12 protein-coding genes and 1 pseudogene are annotated in these 17,404 nt (G+C 68.9%); 4 read left to right on the top strand and 9 right to left on the bottom strand.

The features are described 5' to 3' along the window. Positions 1–5: 5 nt before the first annotated feature. The 9 genes from AC5L30_RS18240 to AC5L30_RS18200 form a co-directional block, all read right to left on the bottom strand. On the bottom strand, positions 6–3,035 hold the full coding sequence (locus tag AC5L30_RS18240; protein ID WP_494868916.1) for a lantibiotic dehydratase: 3,030 nt from the start codon (positions 3,033–3,035) through the stop codon (positions 6–8). Positions 3,036–3,148: 113 nt separating this feature from the next. Beyond that, positions 3,149–3,283: an FxLD family lanthipeptide gene (locus AC5L30_RS18235; protein WP_328366546.1), complete on the bottom strand. Its 135-nt coding sequence runs from the start codon at positions 3,281–3,283 to the stop codon at positions 3,149–3,151. Between the two features lie 328 nt (positions 3,284–3,611). Further along, a complete protein-coding gene (locus AC5L30_RS18230) occupies positions 3,612–4,382 on the bottom strand; it encodes a class I SAM-dependent methyltransferase (protein WP_494868619.1) in 771 nt (256 codons plus the stop codon). After that, complete coding sequence (locus AC5L30_RS18225; RefSeq protein ID WP_494868618.1) at positions 4,379–5,227, bottom strand: hypothetical protein; 849 nt, start codon at positions 5,225–5,227, stop codon at positions 4,379–4,381. The genes AC5L30_RS18230 and AC5L30_RS18225 overlap by 4 nt, the downstream gene beginning before the upstream one ends. Before the next feature lie 239 nt (positions 5,228–5,466). Beyond that, positions 5,467–6,681: a histidine decarboxylase gene (locus AC5L30_RS18220; RefSeq protein WP_494868617.1), complete on the bottom strand. Its 1,215-nt coding sequence runs from the start codon at positions 6,679–6,681 to the stop codon at positions 5,467–5,469. After that, positions 6,678–7,649 (bottom strand): hypothetical protein, encoded by a 972-nt coding sequence (locus AC5L30_RS18215; protein WP_494868615.1) that lies wholly within the window; start codon positions 7,647–7,649, stop codon positions 6,678–6,680. Before AC5L30_RS18215 ends, AC5L30_RS18220 begins: the two co-directional genes overlap by 4 nt. A gap of 11 nt (positions 7,650–7,660) precedes the next feature. Beyond that, on the bottom strand, positions 7,661–9,106 hold the full coding sequence (locus AC5L30_RS18210) for an APC family permease (RefSeq protein ID WP_494868914.1): 1,446 nt from the start codon (positions 9,104–9,106) through the stop codon (positions 7,661–7,663). 492 nt (positions 9,107–9,598) lie between these two features. Then, positions 9,599–10,306 carry an N-acetyltransferase gene (locus tag AC5L30_RS18205; RefSeq protein ID WP_494868614.1) on the bottom strand — a complete coding sequence of 236 codons (708 nt, stop codon included), beginning with the start codon at positions 10,304–10,306 and terminating at the stop codon, positions 9,599–9,601. After that, a complete protein-coding gene (locus AC5L30_RS18200) occupies positions 10,303–11,511 on the bottom strand; it encodes an FAD-binding oxidoreductase (RefSeq protein ID WP_494868613.1) in 1,209 nt (402 codons plus the stop codon). The genes AC5L30_RS18205 and AC5L30_RS18200 overlap by 4 nt, the downstream gene beginning before the upstream one ends. A 483-nt stretch (positions 11,512–11,994) precedes the next feature. On the opposite strand from AC5L30_RS18200, the gene AC5L30_RS18195 reads away from it, so the two are divergent. The 4 genes and pseudogenes from AC5L30_RS18195 to AC5L30_RS18180 all read left to right on the top strand — a co-directional run. Then, the gene (locus tag AC5L30_RS18195) at positions 11,995–13,338 is read left to right on the top strand and encodes an NsdA family TPR-like regulatory protein (protein ID WP_494868611.1); all 1,344 of its coding nucleotides are present in this window, start codon (positions 11,995–11,997) and stop codon (positions 13,336–13,338) included. Further along, entirely contained in the window at positions 13,335–14,042 is a 708-nt protein-coding gene (locus AC5L30_RS18190; RefSeq protein WP_494868609.1) for an SDR family oxidoreductase, read from the top strand. The genes AC5L30_RS18195 and AC5L30_RS18190 overlap by 4 nt, the downstream gene beginning before the upstream one ends. A gap of 88 nt (positions 14,043–14,130) precedes the next feature. Beyond that, complete coding sequence (locus AC5L30_RS18185; protein ID WP_494868607.1) at positions 14,131–16,029, top strand: Hsp70 family protein; 1,899 nt, start codon at positions 14,131–14,133, stop codon at positions 16,027–16,029. 22 nt (positions 16,030–16,051) lie between these two features. Then, positions 16,052–17,404, top strand: a pseudogene (locus AC5L30_RS18180) (hypothetical protein); the annotation flags it as partial.

Here is a 17,404-nt window from a genome sequence, read left to right as displayed (position 1 = left end):
AGCAGTCATTGGGGCGCTCCTGCGGTGCGGACGCGGCGGCGTACGGTCGCCAGCGCGATGTGGCGGGCGAGCCGATGCGTGACCTGCTCGGCACCTTCGTCGGGACCGTGAGCGCGAACGAAGTGCAGGTGTAGCAGCGAGGTGAGTACGGAGGTAGGGGTCAGCGGGCCGCGAGAGGCGGACAGTGCGTCGGCGTAGCGGGCTGCGGTCCGGGATCGCTGCTGCCATGCCTGCTGGACCTGTCCCGGCAGCACGGCCGGGTCAAGGGTGACCGCCTGGCGCAGCAGATACCGGTCGATGGGTGTCGGCGCGGCCTGCTCCGGGTGGGCGACCAGCCACTCGCATGCGTCGTTGCGGCTGCCGAGCATCGCGGCTGCCAGGTCGATCATGCTCGCGGCGGTGAGGACGTGCCGGTTGACCTGACGCTCGGGTTGCGCGCTGAGCTGCGCCACGGCTGCGGTGGAGTCGGCGGCGAACAACTCGTGTGCAGCGACCAGCGCCTGGCCGTCTCCGTACCGGCCTGACTCGGGATGGTAGGTGTCCAGGCTCAGGTCTCCGGCAAGGCCCTGCCGTCGAAGGGCAGCGGCCCACCGGCCGATCCGTACGGCCGCGTGGCCGTAGTCGTCGATGTGCAGCCGCAGCCGCAGGTGCGACGTGGGACGTCGGAGGCGGACGAACCACCGCAGCGGCGGCTCGGGCCAGTCGGCGAACAGCGGTGGCAGCCCCCGCAGCAAGACCAGCTCCATCATTGGCGGCTCGACGGCCAGCGACGCGGACACGATGCCGCCTGCTCCGGGCATGATCGGCGGGGCCGGAGCGGGCGGCGGCCCCGAGCCTCGTGCGGAGACGACGGCCGGCGCCACGGCGGGCTCGGCCGTGGAGGCGACCGGTACGACGATCTCGTGAGCACGCCCGGACAGCCACCCGAAGTCCTCCGGACCCGCCGCCTCGACCACGGTGATCGGTTCGGTGCTGGCGTCCAGGTGGGCACGCAACAGGGACCGGTCCATGGCCTGATCGAGGTTGAGCCGGAGCCTCTGGTCGCCGCCGCCGACCTGCACCCACCCGGGTAGCCGCAGCCTCGAACGCACTACCTCCCAGGCTGCCAGCCATTCGCCGTCGCTCGCGTCTGCAGCGGGCAGGCAGGCCGGGTCGATGCGCCACCGGGCGGCCGTGAGCAGAATCCGCCCGTATCGCAGCGCGGGCCGAAAGGGAAGGCAGGAAGCCGCGCCCCAGTCGAACGGTTTCAGCCGGGCATCCATGGCTCGGGGCAACTCCACGAGAAACCGACCGAGCAGCGGCATCGTGTGCAGGGCGGCGGCATGCGCCACCGTCGGCTCGACCACCCTCCCCCGCGACGTCGACACCAACACCAGCCGGTCCCGACCGGCAGCCACACCAAGATCACCAATGCTGATGACATCCTCGGTTGCCGGACGATGCTCAGCCAAGGAAATCAGCCACGGAAGGAGCAGCGGGGAATTCAGTACGTTCTGCGCATGCAGACGCTGTGGTGGGAAGCTCAACTGCGCCTGCATGGCCCCGTCCACCGCGACGGGTAGTCGCGCGAACTCCTTGTACATCCGCTCCCGCTCGGGAGCGGGCAGCACGTCGAAGAAGCGTCCGCTCGTCGCCATCGCCGAGCGACCCATGCCGGTCAGCGCGATCGTGAAGCGCCCTTTCGCCAGTGCGTCCAGCGATGCCGCGCGGATCTCTGTCGTGACGTCGACGTGAGGGCTGATGTGGCCCTCTTCGGGCGCAGGGTTGGCCAGGGCTTTCACGGCTGCGTCGTCGAGCTTCACCTCGTGGACGCCGTCGATCACTGCCTGCTGGGCCAGTGCCAAGAGCCGTTCGTCACGGCTGGACAACGAGGCTGGGGGTGCTTCGGCCGCGTGGGTGAAGTGTTCCGGGTAGCCCAGGCCAGTCATCGGATCGAGCAGCTCAGCCAGCGGCACTATCGCCGTCACGCCGTATCGGTTGACGAACCGGGCGCGGTACGTGCGCCACTCGGGCCGACCGCCCGGATGGGACGTCAAGCGTCGTAGCACGCCCACAGCGCTCGCGACCTCGGCAGCGACCTGGACCGGCAGGGTGACCTGATCCTCAAGCCGGAGATCCACCGCGATCGGCTGTGGATCCGCTGCCACCTGACGCATCCGGTCGGCCAGCTCACGAAGATGTGTCGTACTGGCTGCGATGCCACCCAGGTCCCCGTGCAACGACCCGAGTGCAGCCGCGACGGGCTGTTGTTCGTTGAGGTGGTCATCCTGCACGGTGGTGAGCTGGTCAAGGATGTGTCGCAGCGGGTCGGTGCAGGTTGACGGCGGTCGGAGGCTGGAGATCAGCACGCCGTGGTCGACCAGATCGGCAACCAGCGCGCCTGCGGACTCATGCGGAGTTCGTGGGAACGCGGCGGTCACCTTGTCGACCAACTCCGTCCACGACACCGGCGCGGCGGCTAGCGACACGGCCAGCCGCACGGCATCCGTGTTTCTCACCGAAGAGGTGCCGTCTGCTGGTAGCGAGGCATGTGGCCGGCGCCCTACCGCGAGCCGAAGTCCCTGTCCCACCGCCAGGTTGTTTGCCTGCACACGCAGGTTGCGGCGCACATGCGGGTCGGCTTCGAGCCGCGCGATCAGAGACGCGAGCCAGCCCGCGTCCGGCCGTACCCGGATGGTCGAGTCCTCTGACGGTACGACCGAGGCAGCCCGGTCGAAGCGCAGCGCGGCGACTCCCGTGAACAACCCGAAGGGCGTTGCCCGCCGCTGGGCACGCACCAGGTACCGCGCCAGTGCCAGAGCCATCCGCCAACCGCGGCCGGCATCGAGTGTCCCGCCAGCGCACACCGCCTCGATCCGGGAAGCGAACTCAGGGCTGGCGGTCCACACGGCTTCGGCCGCACCAGGGCGCTTCCACATTTCCCGCAGCCAACCATCAATGCCTGCGGCATCGCCCCGATGCGGCCACGGCAGGCCGCCGCTTCGCCACGAGTGCGCGGAGATGCGGATCGTGGCGGCATCAACATGCCGGTACAGACTGCGTCTCGCCGCCACGATCCACTCCTCACACGGGAACTTGCTCGGTTGCAGGGGGTCGCCGGTTCCGGTGAACGTTCGGGTCGCTCACCGGAACCGGCAAGGACAAGCGACTAGCAGTCGCCGTTCTTCTGGGTGTCGCAGCCGTCGTCCGTGTCGGCCAACAGTGCGGCGGCGACGGGACCCTCGGTGACGATCTGGACGTCCAGCTGGAACGGGTCGTCGTTGACGGCGAGCAGGTCGTTCATGGTTCCTCCTAGGGAGTTGGGATGAGGGGTGGGCAGGTAGCCCCCGCAGCTACCGGCACGGACTTTGCGGAGCGTCAGGCCGGGGGCGGCAGGGGAACGGGGGCACCCCTGCCGCCGGCCGGGACCGGCCACCGCGCCTATCTCGATGAGCGGCGGCCCGTCGGGTAGTCGTCGCACGGCGACTACCCGGGTCGGAAATGGCTGGTTGTAGGTGGCGGCCTGCCGGTGGCCCAAGTTCTTGACGTAGGAGATTGCGTTGATTTCCGTCGTGTCTGCCGCAGACTCAGTCGGAGGGATGGCACCCTGCCCGCGCCCCGTGCGGCGCATGTCATTCGGTTGCCTTGCGGGCGTGGATAGCCCTGCCCTCGTAGGAGCCCAGGAGCACGTTTGGGTCGGCCATGAGCGTGACGAACCGGTCGAGGTCGGCAGCGGTGACTTCGGGTGTGGTCAGGACGGGACGGAGGTCGTCGACCACGTTGGCGAGTAGCTGGCACCCGGGGCCGCCTCCGGTCCAGGTCTCGGTGGATGCGTGGGTACAGACCTGCGGCATGCCCTTGACGACGAGCAGGGCGGGGGTGTCGGCCGTCCAGGTGCCGGCACCGTCGAGTCCGGCGATGGTGCGGTAGACGCGTCGCATGACGGTGTGGATCAGCCAGACGTCGCCGTCGGTGGCCCAGAAGACTCTTGGCGGGGTGTCGGTGACGTCGGCCAGGACGAGCCAGCCACCGGGACGCAGCCGGGCGATCATTTGCTCCAGCGCCTCTGCGGGGTGTGGCAGTGCGCCGTGCAGCCACCGGGCGACGACGACATCGAAGCTGTCGGGCTCGCCGGGAAGGTCGTCACCGTTCAGGTCCCGCTGATAGACGTCGATGATGCTCGTTGGGTTGAGGTAGGTGGTGTCCTTGTCGACCGCGGTGACCCTGCCGTGGGGGCCGACGAGGCGGGCCAGGTAGGCGGTGACCTCGCCGCCACCCGCGCCGATCTCCAGGACGCGCTGGCCGGGTTGAATGTCGAGCCGGTCCAGCTGCTGCCGGATGATCGGGTTGAGCAGTTCACGCAGCCGGGCAGGGCGCAGTTGGCCGCTGTGAGTAGTCGTCATCGCGGTGATACCTCTCCTGGTTCGAGTTCGGGCGTGCAGGGGTGCTCGGCGGGGACAAGCCACACACCGGACCGGCGGGGCATCTCCCGTTGGACCGTTAAGGCCACGGGTGGCGTGTTGGTGGCGGGTGGCTCCCAATCGCGGTGGGGCGTGTGGGTGCGGGTGAGCAGGAGCAGGTAGACGCGTGTGCGCCAGCCGGTAGGCGTGAGGATGGCGCGTTCGTAGGCAAGGACCGCTGCGGTGCTGGGGTTCAGGATCAGCAGGTGGCGTTCACGGCCGTCGTCGCTGGTGGCGGCTACGGCGATGCCGGTGCGGCCTGCGTGGTCGAGCGTGTTGGGGTGTGCGGTCAGCCCGGTGGTGTCCGCAAGGGCCCGGGCGGCGAGGGCGCGTTGCTCTAGGCCGGGGCTGTTCCAGGTGGCGAGCGCGGCGAGACCGGCCACGAGTTGTGTGGTCCTGTTGATCTGCGCGTTTTGCAACCCTGACCGGGCGCGGAGCCAATCGGTGCTGCGATAGGCGTGGAACAGGTTTCTGTCGCTTAGCCACCCTGGCGGCCAGAAGTCCTTCATGACACCGAACCCATAACTCGGGTGCTGAGTCATCAACTCCGCACCGGAGTCGTCCTCGGCGTACCAGCGCACGTTGTCCCGCGTGCTCTGCTCGCCTTCGTTGTCGTACCAGGCTCGGTGGTGGACCAGATCGAATCGGCCGACCGCCGAATCGCAAGGGTCTGTTGCTGTATGGCGCGCTAGGTGGAGCAGGATCGGGCGAGCCGGTTGGCCAGGGCGCAGCATCGTCGCCATCGGGATGCGCGCGGTGGCGGCGAGATCATCGTTCGGTGACGGCACGCCGCATCCGTCGGCTGTGGCGAGCAGAAGTGGCGACTCCTGATTAGGCGGCGGGGGCACCTGCCCGGCGATGAGGGCCGTGACGAGGACGGCCGCCCCGACCTTCCCGCGATATGCCCATCGGCCAGAGTCGGCGACGGACGGCAGTGACGGAGTGCGGGTGCCCACACCGCCCGAAAGGACAGCACACCGTGCGGCCACGGCATCGCCGGAACGACTCTTAGCGGTGGGAATGGGGTTCACGACGTCCTGCTCGAGGTTGATAGATCGTCGCGTCGCGCCCGGGGTTTCGGGATCAACTGGGGTGGTGCGGTGGCGGTGAGGTCGGCGACGAAGGCGTCGACCTGGCCGTGGGTGATTCCGGGCATGCAGATGAGATGGCTGGTGGCTCCGTCGGTGGCGAGTAACCACTTCTTGCGCACCTGCTCGGGCGGGGTGGGCAGGACGACGGTGAAGGCGTGCGGGTGCCGCCAGGCCGGCCAGCCGGCGGCGTTCAGTTGATCGACGGTGTAAGCAGCGAGGCGGCGGGCTTGAGTGGCCCGCCAGCGGTGCCCTTCGTGGCCGTGGGTGGCGATGGCGTGCCAGAGCAGCGCTGCGGCCAGGCCGCAGCGGGAGCCGGTGACGGTGGTGTCGAGGGCGGCGGTATAGGCGATGTGGCTCGCCGGGTGCCGGGCGCTGTCGCGGATGAGGACAACTCCGCAGGGCGTTGGTACGCCCAGGAATTTGTGGCCGCTGATGGCGATGCTGCTGATGCCGCTGTCGTCATCGAGGCGTAGCCGGCCGTCGAGTGCGAGGGGGATGCCAGACAGCGCCGCGTCGACGTGCACGTGTCCATTGACCTGGTGCCCATCGAGGACGGCGCGAATGGAGGTGGTGTCGTCGACGGCTTCCGTCAGGGTCGTGCCAGCGGTGGCCACCACGATCGCGGGCCAGCGTCGACGGCGGCCGACCTGCGCAGCGAGGTGCGCGTAATCCATCTCCCCGCCCGTGTCGGCATTGACCAGTACGCCCCGCGCCCCGAGCATCCGGACGATCTTGGGTATCGAGTAGTGGGCGGCGGTCGAGTAGTAGATGCGGGCGGTGGGGTGGCGGTGGTGGGCGGTGTGCAGGGCGGACAGGTTGCCTTCGGTGCCGCCGGTGGTGACGTAGCCCCACCGGTCATCTCGCGGCATGGCGAGGGTGTCGGCGACCCAGGCGATGGCGGCCCGTTCCAGCACTCGGGTGTGAGCGACTCCGCCAAGGTCCGCGGGGTCACCGATGTTGTTCCACAGCCGGTTGCCGAGGCGGGTCATGACCTCGCCGTAGTCGAGGTCCACGGCGCCGGGAAACCCGATGCTCGTCGCGGCGGCGGCGTCGGCCTCGCGGATCAGGTGGTCGAGCACGGCCGTGACGTCGACCGGCGCTCCGCTGAGGTCCGCGGCGTCGGCGAGGCTGAGGCTCTGATGGTGGGTCACGCCCGCCGTCCCGCGAGTAGGTGCGCGGTGAGGGTGTGGTGCAGTGCGGTGAGCTGCCGCCAGATGTCGCGGGTTTCGTCGTCGCCCTGCTCGGTGAGGTGCTCGTACGGGTTGTAGTAGATGATCCGGTCCGGGTTGAGGGTTTTGTTGCAGCGCACGCCGTCGTCGGCAAGGCGGGCCTGCGGGTCACGGTCGATGTGCAGGGCCGTGTCGTCGGTCAACAGGACGTAGCACTGACCCTTGAGATTGAACGCCGACATGTAGCGGCCAGCGGCGGCGGCGTCGCGAAGTGTCCGGGCGACTTGGTACCAGCGGCCCTGGTCGGAGTCGAGGGTGCTGACACCCACGCCGACGTACCACGCACCTGGAGGCAGGGTCATGTCCCCGCCGTTGACCATGGAACCCTCTGGACCGAGGGGACTCCACTCGCGTCCGATGGAGGCGATGTTGTCCGCGGCGACCTCGGTCATATCCGCAAGCAGTTGCGGCAGGACGTCGGAGTCCGGCGACTGTGGCCACGTGCGGTGGGCGGTGTGCAACCGGTAGCCGTGTGGCTCGTTGGCCGCGTCGGAGACGAAGAACAGCATCAGCGCGTGCGGGCCGACCGCGCCGCGCCTCCCGAACGCCTGATCGGCTTCAATGAGGTGGCCGGTGTTCAGCCGCTTGGACCGGTAGACGACCTGTAGTCGCAGGTCCGCCCAGCGCAGGTCAGCCGGCACCTCACCGTCGGCATAGTGCTGGTGATAGCCAGCCGGGCCCGGGGGCGGGATCGGGGGAACGGTGGCGTCGGGTGGCCGCTGGTAGCCGCTGGGGACAGGTGCCGCGCCGTAGCCGGGCGGCGGCACCGTGACTGCCGGCTCGCGGTGACTGGCAGGTGGTGCTGCGGGTGGGTAGCCCGCTTGCCAGCGCGGGTCCAGTGGGTCGGCGCCGTACTGCCCACCATGTGACGTAGCCGCGTGACTCCTCATCATCGCCCTCCTCAGATCGCGAGGTTCATGGGGTCGGGAACGGCATGCCTCTTGGGTGTGCCACGGCCGATGCCGTCGTAGACCTCCGGGCGGGCCTGCCGCAGATGCCCAGCCCACACTCCGCCCGCGACCGCGGTGGCAAGGAGGATCAGGGGCAGCAGGAACGGTTTCAGCGATCCGGGCGCGGCGCCGAGCAGAGACCCGGCGTTGCCGACCATCAGCGCGAGCACCACTGACCCGCCGAGCACGCCCAGGGCGGGCGCGAGCCGCCACTCCCACGCGCCGGCCTGCGGGCCGCGCACGCTGGCCGGTGCCGTCATCGCGGCCACCGACGCGGCCAGCAGTAGACACAGCAGGCCCATCGCCCCCAACGCCGACAGCCAGGTGAACATCACCGCCACCGGGTCAGCGCCGCTGACCCCGAACACCCCCACCACCACCGCCGCGACGGCCGTCTGCATCAACGACCCACCACGCGGCGCACTGACCCGGGTCGCGCTACTGGTCCGGGCAAGACCCGCCGGCAGCACCTTCTCCCGGGCCATGGCGAACACGTACCGGGCGAGCACCGCATGAAACGCCAGCATCGACGTGACGATCGCGAAGATCAGCACCACGCTCGCGAGGGCCGTCCACCAGCTGCCCAGGCGCGCCAGGACCGAGAACGGCAACCCGACTGCCGGATCAGCGGCCACCTCCGCAACGACGTCAGGGCCGACCGCCACCCCCATAGCGAACGCGGCAACGGCATACACTCCGCCGAGAACGAGGACCCCGCCGATGGTGGCCCGGCCGACCGACCTGCGGTCGACGGCCTCCTCAGCGAGCGACCCCGGCGCGTCGAAGCCCATCACCGCGGCTACGCCGAAGGCGACCGCACCGCCGATGCCGCTGACCGCCAGACCCGAGGCGTGGAAACCGGCCCAGGACACCTCACCGTCCGCAGGCTGTCCCACCCCGGCGAGGACGAACGCCGCGACGATCAGCAACGACATGGCCAGCACGACGGCCAAGACCCGGGTCGACAACATGATCGCCCGTACACCGAGCACTCCGATGACGACCAGTGCGAGGCCCGCCCACACCCACCACGCGCCGCCCAGGTGCGCAGCGATCGTCGCCCCGAATAGCCCGTACAGGCTGATCTGGATGGCGTTGTAGGCCACCACCGCGACCATGCCGGCAGCGACACCCCAACTCCGGCCCAACCCGTGCGCGAGGATCGCGTAGTAGGCCGCCGGATGCCCGAGCTGGCGGGCCATCGCCGCGTACCCCACCGCCAGCAGCGCGACCGTGCCCGCCACGACCACGAAAGTCAGAGGAAGAGCCGTCACCTGCGTTGTCTTGTACGTCTCGACGATGCCTCCGGTAAGCACCACCATGGGCGCCGAGGCCGCCGCTCCAAACACCCACAACCCGAACGGCGTCAGCGTCCGCCGCGCGAGCCCCACCTGCACCTGCGCCGACTTCACCGCTGCCCCCGCTGCGGCGAGTCCGGGCACCCCGACCTGCGGCAGCCGTCCACCGGATGCGCGCCCACATCAGCGGCATTGGCGGGCACGAGGTAGACCACCGTCGGCCGCACCGGACCGCCGCGCCAGAAGCTCCGATCGCGGTGAAGTCGGCGAATCGCGGTGTCGGTATCGGGCGTGAATCCGAACAGGTCGTGAGTCCCGTCTGGCCACTCGCGCCGGATCGCATACCCCCACGCGTACTCCGACGACGTCACCTCGCCTGCGAGCGTGAGGTCGGTACCGGTGCCGGCAGTCGCGATCCGTGCTGGCAGCCTCAACCAACGCCCCGAGGCGGGACTCCGCGGTCGCAGTGCGGCAGTGGGCTGAGTGGCTCGGGTCAGCATGAGGGGTGCCTTCCTTCGGTATGAGGGTGTAATGGCGTGGCGCGCTAGCCGAAACGTCGCCGCCAGCAGGTCATGAATTGGTGCTGGGTGGTCAGGGAGAACGCGACGGTGCCGCCGGGATGACGCGGCCAAGAAAAGGAGTCGCGGCGCGGTCCAGGCGGACTCGTCGCGGCAGCCCACCGCCAGCCGATCCACAGGGCTGCACGTCGCAAGGTTGAGGGCGCCACATCCGCCACAGAGCCGGACCTCCTGGCGCGAGCAGGACCGGCGAGCGCGGCTGATAACCGACTCGCGCGAGCAGTCCGTCTCCGGGCTGGTCGCCGCTGTACTCCGCACACGACGGCAGCCCCGCAAGGTCCAGGGTCTGGTGATGGGCGGCCAGCAACGCCTGCACGGCGTCCCCGTGCCCGGGACGGATCGCGACGTGAGCGAGCTGGTGATGCGGACGATGGGGACGCAGCCCATCGACACAGGCATGCAGCAAGGCGAACCGGGCCGCGTGCCGGCCGAGGAGCCTGTGCAGGTCGTACACCCATGCGGCAGCCGGCGGGGATGGCTCCAACCGCGCGTGCCACACCGCCACCGCCGCGCGATCGTCGGTCGTATCGACTCGACCGCGCTCCAGCCCTTGCAACAGCACAAGCCGTGCCCAGCGACGCAGAACCACTGCGCGGTTGGCGACATCGGGAACCAGCCAAACGCCCATGGGCTGGGCCATCAGCGCGTCAGCCATAACCGAGGACAGAGCGTCAACGTCCTCGCTGGTCGCGCGACGGACCGCCGTCTCCATCAAGCTCATGGCGCATCCCCCGGGAACTGGCCGAGCCCACTACCGCCGCTGGCAGCCCCCAGCATCCTTCCCAGGTGGGCAGCGTGCGCTGAGCGTTGCCGAGACACCCACAGCGCCGAATCAAGCGCGCGATGGAACGTCGCAGCGAGATGCAGGCTGTCCGCGGCGACCCCTGCGGCTGGCAGCCGGTTCCGCGCCGCCTCGATCAAACGCGGCGAGCCGCAGACATAGACCGCCTGCCCCGGCTGATGGTGATACAGGGCCACGCTGAGCAGATCGCCCTGCGCGGCGGGCTCCACATCGCAATCGTTCGAGAACGCCAACACGACCGTGAGCCAGTCAGCATGCGCCTGTTCAAGCTTGTCCAACGCGACCGCGTCGTAAAGGTCCAGAAGCGTCCGCACGCCCACCACCAACGTCACCCGCCGCCCGTTGGGCGATGCGGCAACTTGCTCGACCAACGCCCGCAACGGCGCGAGACCAGTACCCCCGGCCGCCAACAGCAGATCGGCGTCACCAGCGGCCTCCAGCGACAACCCGACATCGGAAGCCGGCCCCAGCCACAACAGCTCCCCCGGCGCGACCCGCTCGACCAGAACAGGCGACACCACACCCTCCGGTACGGCACGAACGTGGAACTCCACCCGCCCATCCGGGCGCGGAACGCTCGCCGGCGAATACCACCGCCACAACCCCGGCAACCGAGGCGTACACACCGGCATTGCCTGACCAGGCAAATACCGAAGCCTCCGCAACGGCCGGACAGTCAACACCGCGACACCATCAGAGGCCGCCTCGCACGCCTCCACCTCGCCGAACGTCACATGCGGACCATCACCCAACACCCCCGCCGCCCGCTCCGCGAGCCGAAGCGCCCGCCGACACCCCACCTCCCACTGACCCGCCAGCTCGGGCTCCCAACCCTCGCCCGCGAACCGGCGCACCGTATCGACCAACGCCGCCGCGACGGCCGTACCGTGATAGGGCTGAAGATCGAAACGCCGGTACATCCGACCCAACACCGCCAACGCCGCGCGCCGACCGGCCGGATCACCCCGACCCGCGACTAACTGCCCAAGCGTCGAGAAGAACACCGCCGCGAACTGGTGCGGGAGTAGCCGCACACTGCGGTCCTCCATGAACGACCAGAAGTGGTCGGCGGCTCGGCCATGCGAGGCGAGGGCGACCGCCAGCGAGAGCCCCAGGTCAGCCATCGCGCCGGCTGGTCCTGGGTGCGCGGCCAACGCTAAGCACCACCCGCCTGGGCTTCGGATCTTCCGCACACGTCTTTACCCGTGCCTCGATAGCCCTATGCCGCGTCACGTTGCTGCCTACGGGATCGAACGACCTATCGTCGGCCGGAACAAACCACTTTCTCCGGTGCATCTTTAAGCCACCCCTCTCTCGGCCCCAACTTGACTCCTCCATGCAGGAGGCTCGCCAGCGCCTCTAGGGCGGACCTCCCCTGCTCACCGCCGAGCCGGGCGACCTGAGTTCTGCGCGGTCCAATCACCGACAGCGACCGGTCGACACCGAAACGGATTGGCCCGTTCAGGAAAGCCGAACGACCAGAGCAAATCGACGCCTAGCTTGTTGTCTCGCTGTTGTCTCATGACGAATCCGAGCAGTTTCCGCAGCTGAGAGCACGTTTCTTTGACCGGATCGGACTAGAGTGACGGCGACGATCGGGAGGCAGGATGACGCGGACACCATCGCCACGGAATCAGCTCTTGGTGCATCCGTTGAGCTACGTTCGAGAACAGCGAAGCTGGACGCAACAAGATCTCGTCGATGTCATCGCGCGCCGTCTAAACACTGCAGCCCGGCGCGAGAAGGCTTGGCGCTGGGAGCGATGGGGCGTGGTGCCGGATGAGGATTCACAGGTCGCATTGGCCGACGAACTCGGCGTCGATAGGCAAACAGTTAGGGCGCTCGGGTGGCCCCACTGGCTCCCTACCGGTCCCGCGATCAGCACGTCAGCACCCTGGACCGTCAACGGAGCAGTCGCCTTGCTTGACGACACTGCAGGACCAGCAGTGCTAGATCGCCGAGGGTTTCTGATCATGCAGGCCGGGTTAGCCGCTGCGATAGCCGAACGGTGGCTCGCAACCGAGCCTCCGAAGATCAACGCAGCGCTTGAGGGAGGCCGCGTCGACACAGACCTCCTAGATTGCTTTGAACAGCGACTGCCGGCCCTGCGCCGCATGGATGCCAGCCTCGGCGGCGGGAGCGTGCGGTCACTGGTTGACGCTGAGCTTCGGCTGGTAACGGATCTCCTGCGCCACAGCAGTTACTCGGAGGTTGCCGGCAATCGCCTGCTGGTTGTCGCCGCCGAGTTGGGGCGGATCGCTGGTTGGGCTAGTTTCGATGCAGGATTCCACGCGGCGGCCGAGCGCTACTGGTTTGCGGCCCTCCACGCTGCCCACTCCGCAGCCGACCGAGCGGCAGGCGCGAACATCCTGAAGTGCATGAGCCTTCAGCGGGTCGACACGGAACGCCCCACCGAGGCCCTCCGTTTGGCCGATGCTGCGCGAGCTGGGGCGAAGGACGCGCCCGCCCGCGTGCGAGCGATGCTCACTACCCGTTTGGCTCGTACACACGCAGTGCTTGGTGAATCGGTAGCGTGCGAGCGCCGACTCGCAGAGGCCGACACAGAAATGTCACGCGCTGATGATGAAGCAAGCCCAGCCTGGGCCAGCTATTTTGATCATGCGGAGTACGCCGCCCAGGTTGCGGCCTGCTACCTACTCCTGCAGCGCCACCATGCCAGTGACTACTGGCTTCAGCAGACCCTCGCACTCCAACCGGCCGAGCGCAGCCGGGACCGCGCAACCTATCTGATCTGGCGCGCCGATTCCGTACTGAATCTCGGAGATGTCGAGCAGGCGTGCAGCCTCGTTGCCCAGGCTGCTCCAGATGTCGTCGCCACCCGATCCGTGCGCAACCATCGCCGCTTGCTGGACATCCATGGTCGCCTCGTGGCGCATCGACACCCCGCCGCAGGGGCGTTGGATGAGCGCGTGCGTAGTCTGCTGACATGAGCGAGGCCAATAGGGTCGCAGTTGTCACCGGCTCCAATCGCGGACTAGGCAAAGCCATCGCCCGCGGCTTAGCCGAGACCGGCGCCCACGTGGTCGTCACCGCCCGCACCGAGGAAGCCGCACATCGGGCCGCCGATGAGCTTCTCGCGGATGAACTCTCCGCATCCGGCCAGCAACTAGATATCGCCGATCCGGCAAGCGTCGCTCGTGCCATGGCAGACGTGGGCTACCAGTACGGCCGGCTAGACATCCTCGTCAACAACGCCGGCATCGCCATCGACCGAGGCCAGGCAGCGGCCAGCGCCGACATCGAGAAGGTGCGAGCCACCCTGGACACCAACATCATGGGGACCTGGCGCTGCTGTACCGCAGCCATCCCTGAGATGAGAAAGAACGGGTACGGCCGGATCGTCAACGTCACCAGCCACATGGGCACCTTCGGCGAGATGGGAACCGGAAGCGTTTCCTACCGAGTGTCCAAGGCTGGGGTGAACGCACTAACCTGCATTCTCGCAGCTGAGCTCAAGGACGACGGCATCCTGGTGAACGCGGCGTCTCCGGGAAAGGTCGACACCCGCCTGGCCTACGGGAAGGCGAACTCCACGCCCGGCGAAGCTGCGGACACCTTCGTATGGCTTGCCACACTGCCGTCAGACGGCCCGACCGGGGGACTCTACTTCCAGCGACGACCACTCGCCTGGTAGCGGCATCACCGGCAGCCTGGGCGGCACCGAGCTACCTCTGCGTGATCAACAGATGACGTGAACGAGATCTTCATGTTTGACTGTGTGCATGCAGGCGGGGGAAGCGCGGCTGTCGATCGATTGTGGTGACGCCAGCACCGTGGCTGTTCTTGCCTGGGCTGATGGCGGCGCGTCTGCGCTCTCGTTTGAAGGGTTGCCGTATCTGCCGAGCGCTGTATACGTGGGCCCCGACGGGGAGGTACGGACAGGGCAGCGGGCGTGGCAGGCAGCCGTAGAGCAGCCGAGCAGATTCATTCCGAGCCCTCGCCGCGCCGTCGATGATGACGCCACGGTCGACAAGACGCCGGTGGAGGCACTCGCGCTAGCGGCGGCGCCGTTGCGCACGGTCGCGGCCGAAGCCGAGCGAGTTGCCGGCGGGCCGGTGCGGGATGTGCGGCTGGTAGTACCGGCAGGTTGGGGACCGCGTCGGCGTACCTGGATGAGGCAGGCCGCGCATCGGGCCGGTCTTGCGCAGCCGCGTCTCGTCGAGGCCCCGGTAGCCGTTGCCGAGCACCTGCTGGCGACCGGTCTGCAACTGCCGGTTGGGGTGTTCATCGTCGTCTGTGACGTCGGCGCGGGCGTGGAGGTGACGGTGCTTCGCCGCGGCCCGGCGGGGTTCGAGGTTCTCTCGACCCTCGCTGACCCTGCCGCCGGCGGCACCGCCGTCGACCTGGCCTTGACTGCCGCTCTGACAGGCGGCCGGGACGCACCCGGCGACAGCATGGACGATTGGGCGACGACGCAGAGCATCCGCGCTGCGAAGGAGACGTTGGGCGCGCACCCTGCCGTCACGGTACCGCTCGCCGGGCAAGCACCGGTCATCGCGAACAGCACCATGCTCATCGAAGCCGCTCTGCCAGTAAATCGACGCGTGGCGCAACTCGTCGGGCAGACCATCGCCGCCGCCGAACTCTCCTCCAGCGACCTGGCGGGGATCTATTGCGTCGGCGGCAGCGCCCACCTGCCGCAGTTGGACACGGTCGTCGCCGAGCACACAGGCATCACCACCACGGTTGTTCCCGAGCCTCAGCTCGTGGCCGCCCGGGGTGCTGCGGACGCTGGTGCCTCAAACCCGGGGATGGCGGTCGCAGTGGAGGTGCCGATACCGCCGGTGCGACGGGCCGTGGCGATCGCGGTGCCGGGCTTCGCGTCGCTGGCGCTGATCTGGCAGGTCCTCCTGACCGCCGAACAGTTCAATCTGATGAACGTCTACCGCTCGGTGAGTTTGAACTGGGGCGAGTTCACGATGGCCGCCGTGTTCGCCCTGCTGGCCTGCCTCGCCGCCGGGACCGTCCTCGGTTCCCTGATCGCCGCGCACAGCCCCTCCCCGAGTGCCCGCACCGAGGGCGGGAAGGTCAGTATCGGCATCCTCGCCGCAGTCAGCCTCGGTGCGGCGATCGCCGGCCTCTACGCGGTCGTCGCCAGCCAGTACTTCGGCGAACCCGTTGGCCCGTTCCTGAAATGGGCGTTGTGGCCGATCGCGCCGATCGTGGTGATGGCCGTGGCGATGGCGGTGGTTGCCGCCCGGCAATGGCGTGCCCCGCACGGGGGCTGGTCGGCGCTGCTGGCCGCACCGACCGGATCGATCGTCGCCGCAGCGCTCGGCATGGGGTTGATCCAGTACTCGCTGACGGCCGACAGGTGGCCCGACCGGCTGTTGTTCATCGACATCGCCGGGCGCGTCGGTGGGCTGCTCCTCGGCGTCGGGTTGGTCATGGCGCTGGTGGCGCCGCTGATGTTCCGCCTCATTCTCAGCGCCCCCGTCGCGGTCATCAGCGCCGCGATCGTCAGCAGGCAGGCCGCCGGCATTCTCGGCGTCAGCTACGCCGTGGCCGTAGCGATGTGGTGGGCGGCCCGGCTGTGGACCCGCATCGTCCGCCCCGCCACCACGAGCCCTGTCGCTGCCCAGCGATCAGCGGGTGCCGGGCCCTCGGGTGGGGGTGGGTGAGGTGCGGTGGCCGCGCCAGCTGATGTCGCTGCTGGTCGTCCTCGCGCTCTTGGCCGGCCCGCCCGTGGTGCTGCTACTTCTGATCGGCCCACCCATACACGGGTGGCCGAGCACCGAGCAGGTACGGGCGTGGGTGCAGCAGCCCTTGACCGAGCAGACACTCACCGCCGCGTTGACGATCGGTGCATGGCTGCTGTGGCTGCTGCTCGCCTACACCGTCGCCGTACGGGTCTTAACCCGCCTGCGGACGACCGTGGGATGGTTGCGCCGGCTTCCGCTGCCGACGCCGCTGCAGGCGACGGCAAGCGGCATGGCGGGAGCCGCAGTGTTCAGCGTCGCCACCAACACGGTCACCATCGCCTCGCCGCAACCATCGCCTCCGCTTGCAGCAGGGATGCCCGAGGATTCCGACGGGGGCAGCCCCATTCATGAGGACACGGCGGCCAGCGATGATGGGATTCTCCTGGCCGGCGGGTGGCTTCCTAATGAGGTCGCCGGGCAGGTCGCTGCTGCCGCAGCCCTCGTCTGGCTGCGCCGCCGCCGCGACTACCGACCCCTCCCGCCCGGCCCACACCGCCGCGAGGAACTCGATACAGCAGGACTGCCCCCGACCGTCGCGGCTGTGCAGGCAGCCTTCGCAGACGCTACTGCCCCGTCGGTTGCACCGGAGCCGTCGGGCAGCTTCGCCGCTCTTGTCGGTGCCCTCCCGGTTAGCGGTTTGGGCGTCAGCGGACCAGGCACGTTATCGATCGGCCGAGGACTGCTGATTTCCGCCCTGCTGGCCGGGCATCACCTCCGCACCCCAACGCTGATCACCACCAGGGCAACGCTGACCAGTCTCCTGGGCGGCGACGCGCAGGCGCTCGACCGGCGTCTACCACAGCTCACTACCGTGGAGACCATCCACGACACAACGCGGCTCGTCGAGTCCGCCCCCTCACCGAGGATCGTCCTCCTGCTGACGAAGGAGTGCGACGGCTACGACGTGAGACACCTCGCTGATATGGCGGCCACGGCCGGTGGCCGAGTCGTTGTGCTGGGAGGATGGCCAGCGGGCCCAACCTGGCAGGCCGCCCCGACAGGCCATCTGCACGACCCCTTGCGCCCCGAAAAGCCTGGACCTCGACTGTGTGTCCTCGACCAGGTGGCGGCGACTGACCTGCTCGCCGTCATCGTCCGCCCCGACCCGGCACCGCCCGCCCCACCGATCCCGGGCCCTCCTCCCCTGCCGCACGTGGTGCCACCGAAGGCTCAGCTACCGCGGCAAGCGACCAGAGGCGAGCCCCGCAGCCGGCCCGATGCTTCCTCGCGGCGGCTTCGCCTACGTGTCTTGGGCGAGCCCACCCTTCTCGTCGATGGCGAACCCCTCACCATC

The sequence above is a fragment of the Micromonospora sp. BQ32 genome (assembly GCF_059358895.1).
The sequence above is the reverse complement of the archived record's forward strand: the minus strand, read 5'-3'. Positions and strand labels throughout refer to the sequence as shown.

Coding starts and splice junctions, on each gene's coding strand:
- AC5L30_RS18235 (WP_328366546.1), bottom strand. CDS start 3,283: ATGAACGACCTGCTCGCCGTCAACGACGACCCGTTCCAGCTGGACGTC.
- AC5L30_RS18230 (WP_494868619.1), bottom strand. CDS start 4,382: ATGACGACTACTCACAGCGGCCAACTGCGCCCTGCCCGGCTGCGTGAA.
- AC5L30_RS18215 (WP_494868615.1), bottom strand. CDS start 7,649: ATGAGGAGTCACGCGGCTACGTCACATGGTGGGCAGTACGGCGCCGAC.
- AC5L30_RS18205 (WP_494868614.1), bottom strand. CDS start 10,306: ATGAGCTTGATGGAGACGGCGGTCCGTCGCGCGACCAGCGAGGACGTT.
- AC5L30_RS18200 (WP_494868613.1), bottom strand. CDS start 11,511: ATGGCTGACCTGGGGCTCTCGCTGGCGGTCGCCCTCGCCTCGCATGGC.
- AC5L30_RS18195 (WP_494868611.1), top strand. CDS start 11,995: ATGACGCGGACACCATCGCCACGGAATCAGCTCTTGGTGCATCCGTTG.
- AC5L30_RS18190 (WP_494868609.1), top strand. CDS start 13,335: ATGAGCGAGGCCAATAGGGTCGCAGTTGTCACCGGCTCCAATCGCGGA.
- AC5L30_RS18185 (WP_494868607.1), top strand. CDS start 14,131: ATGCAGGCGGGGGAAGCGCGGCTGTCGATCGATTGTGGTGACGCCAGC.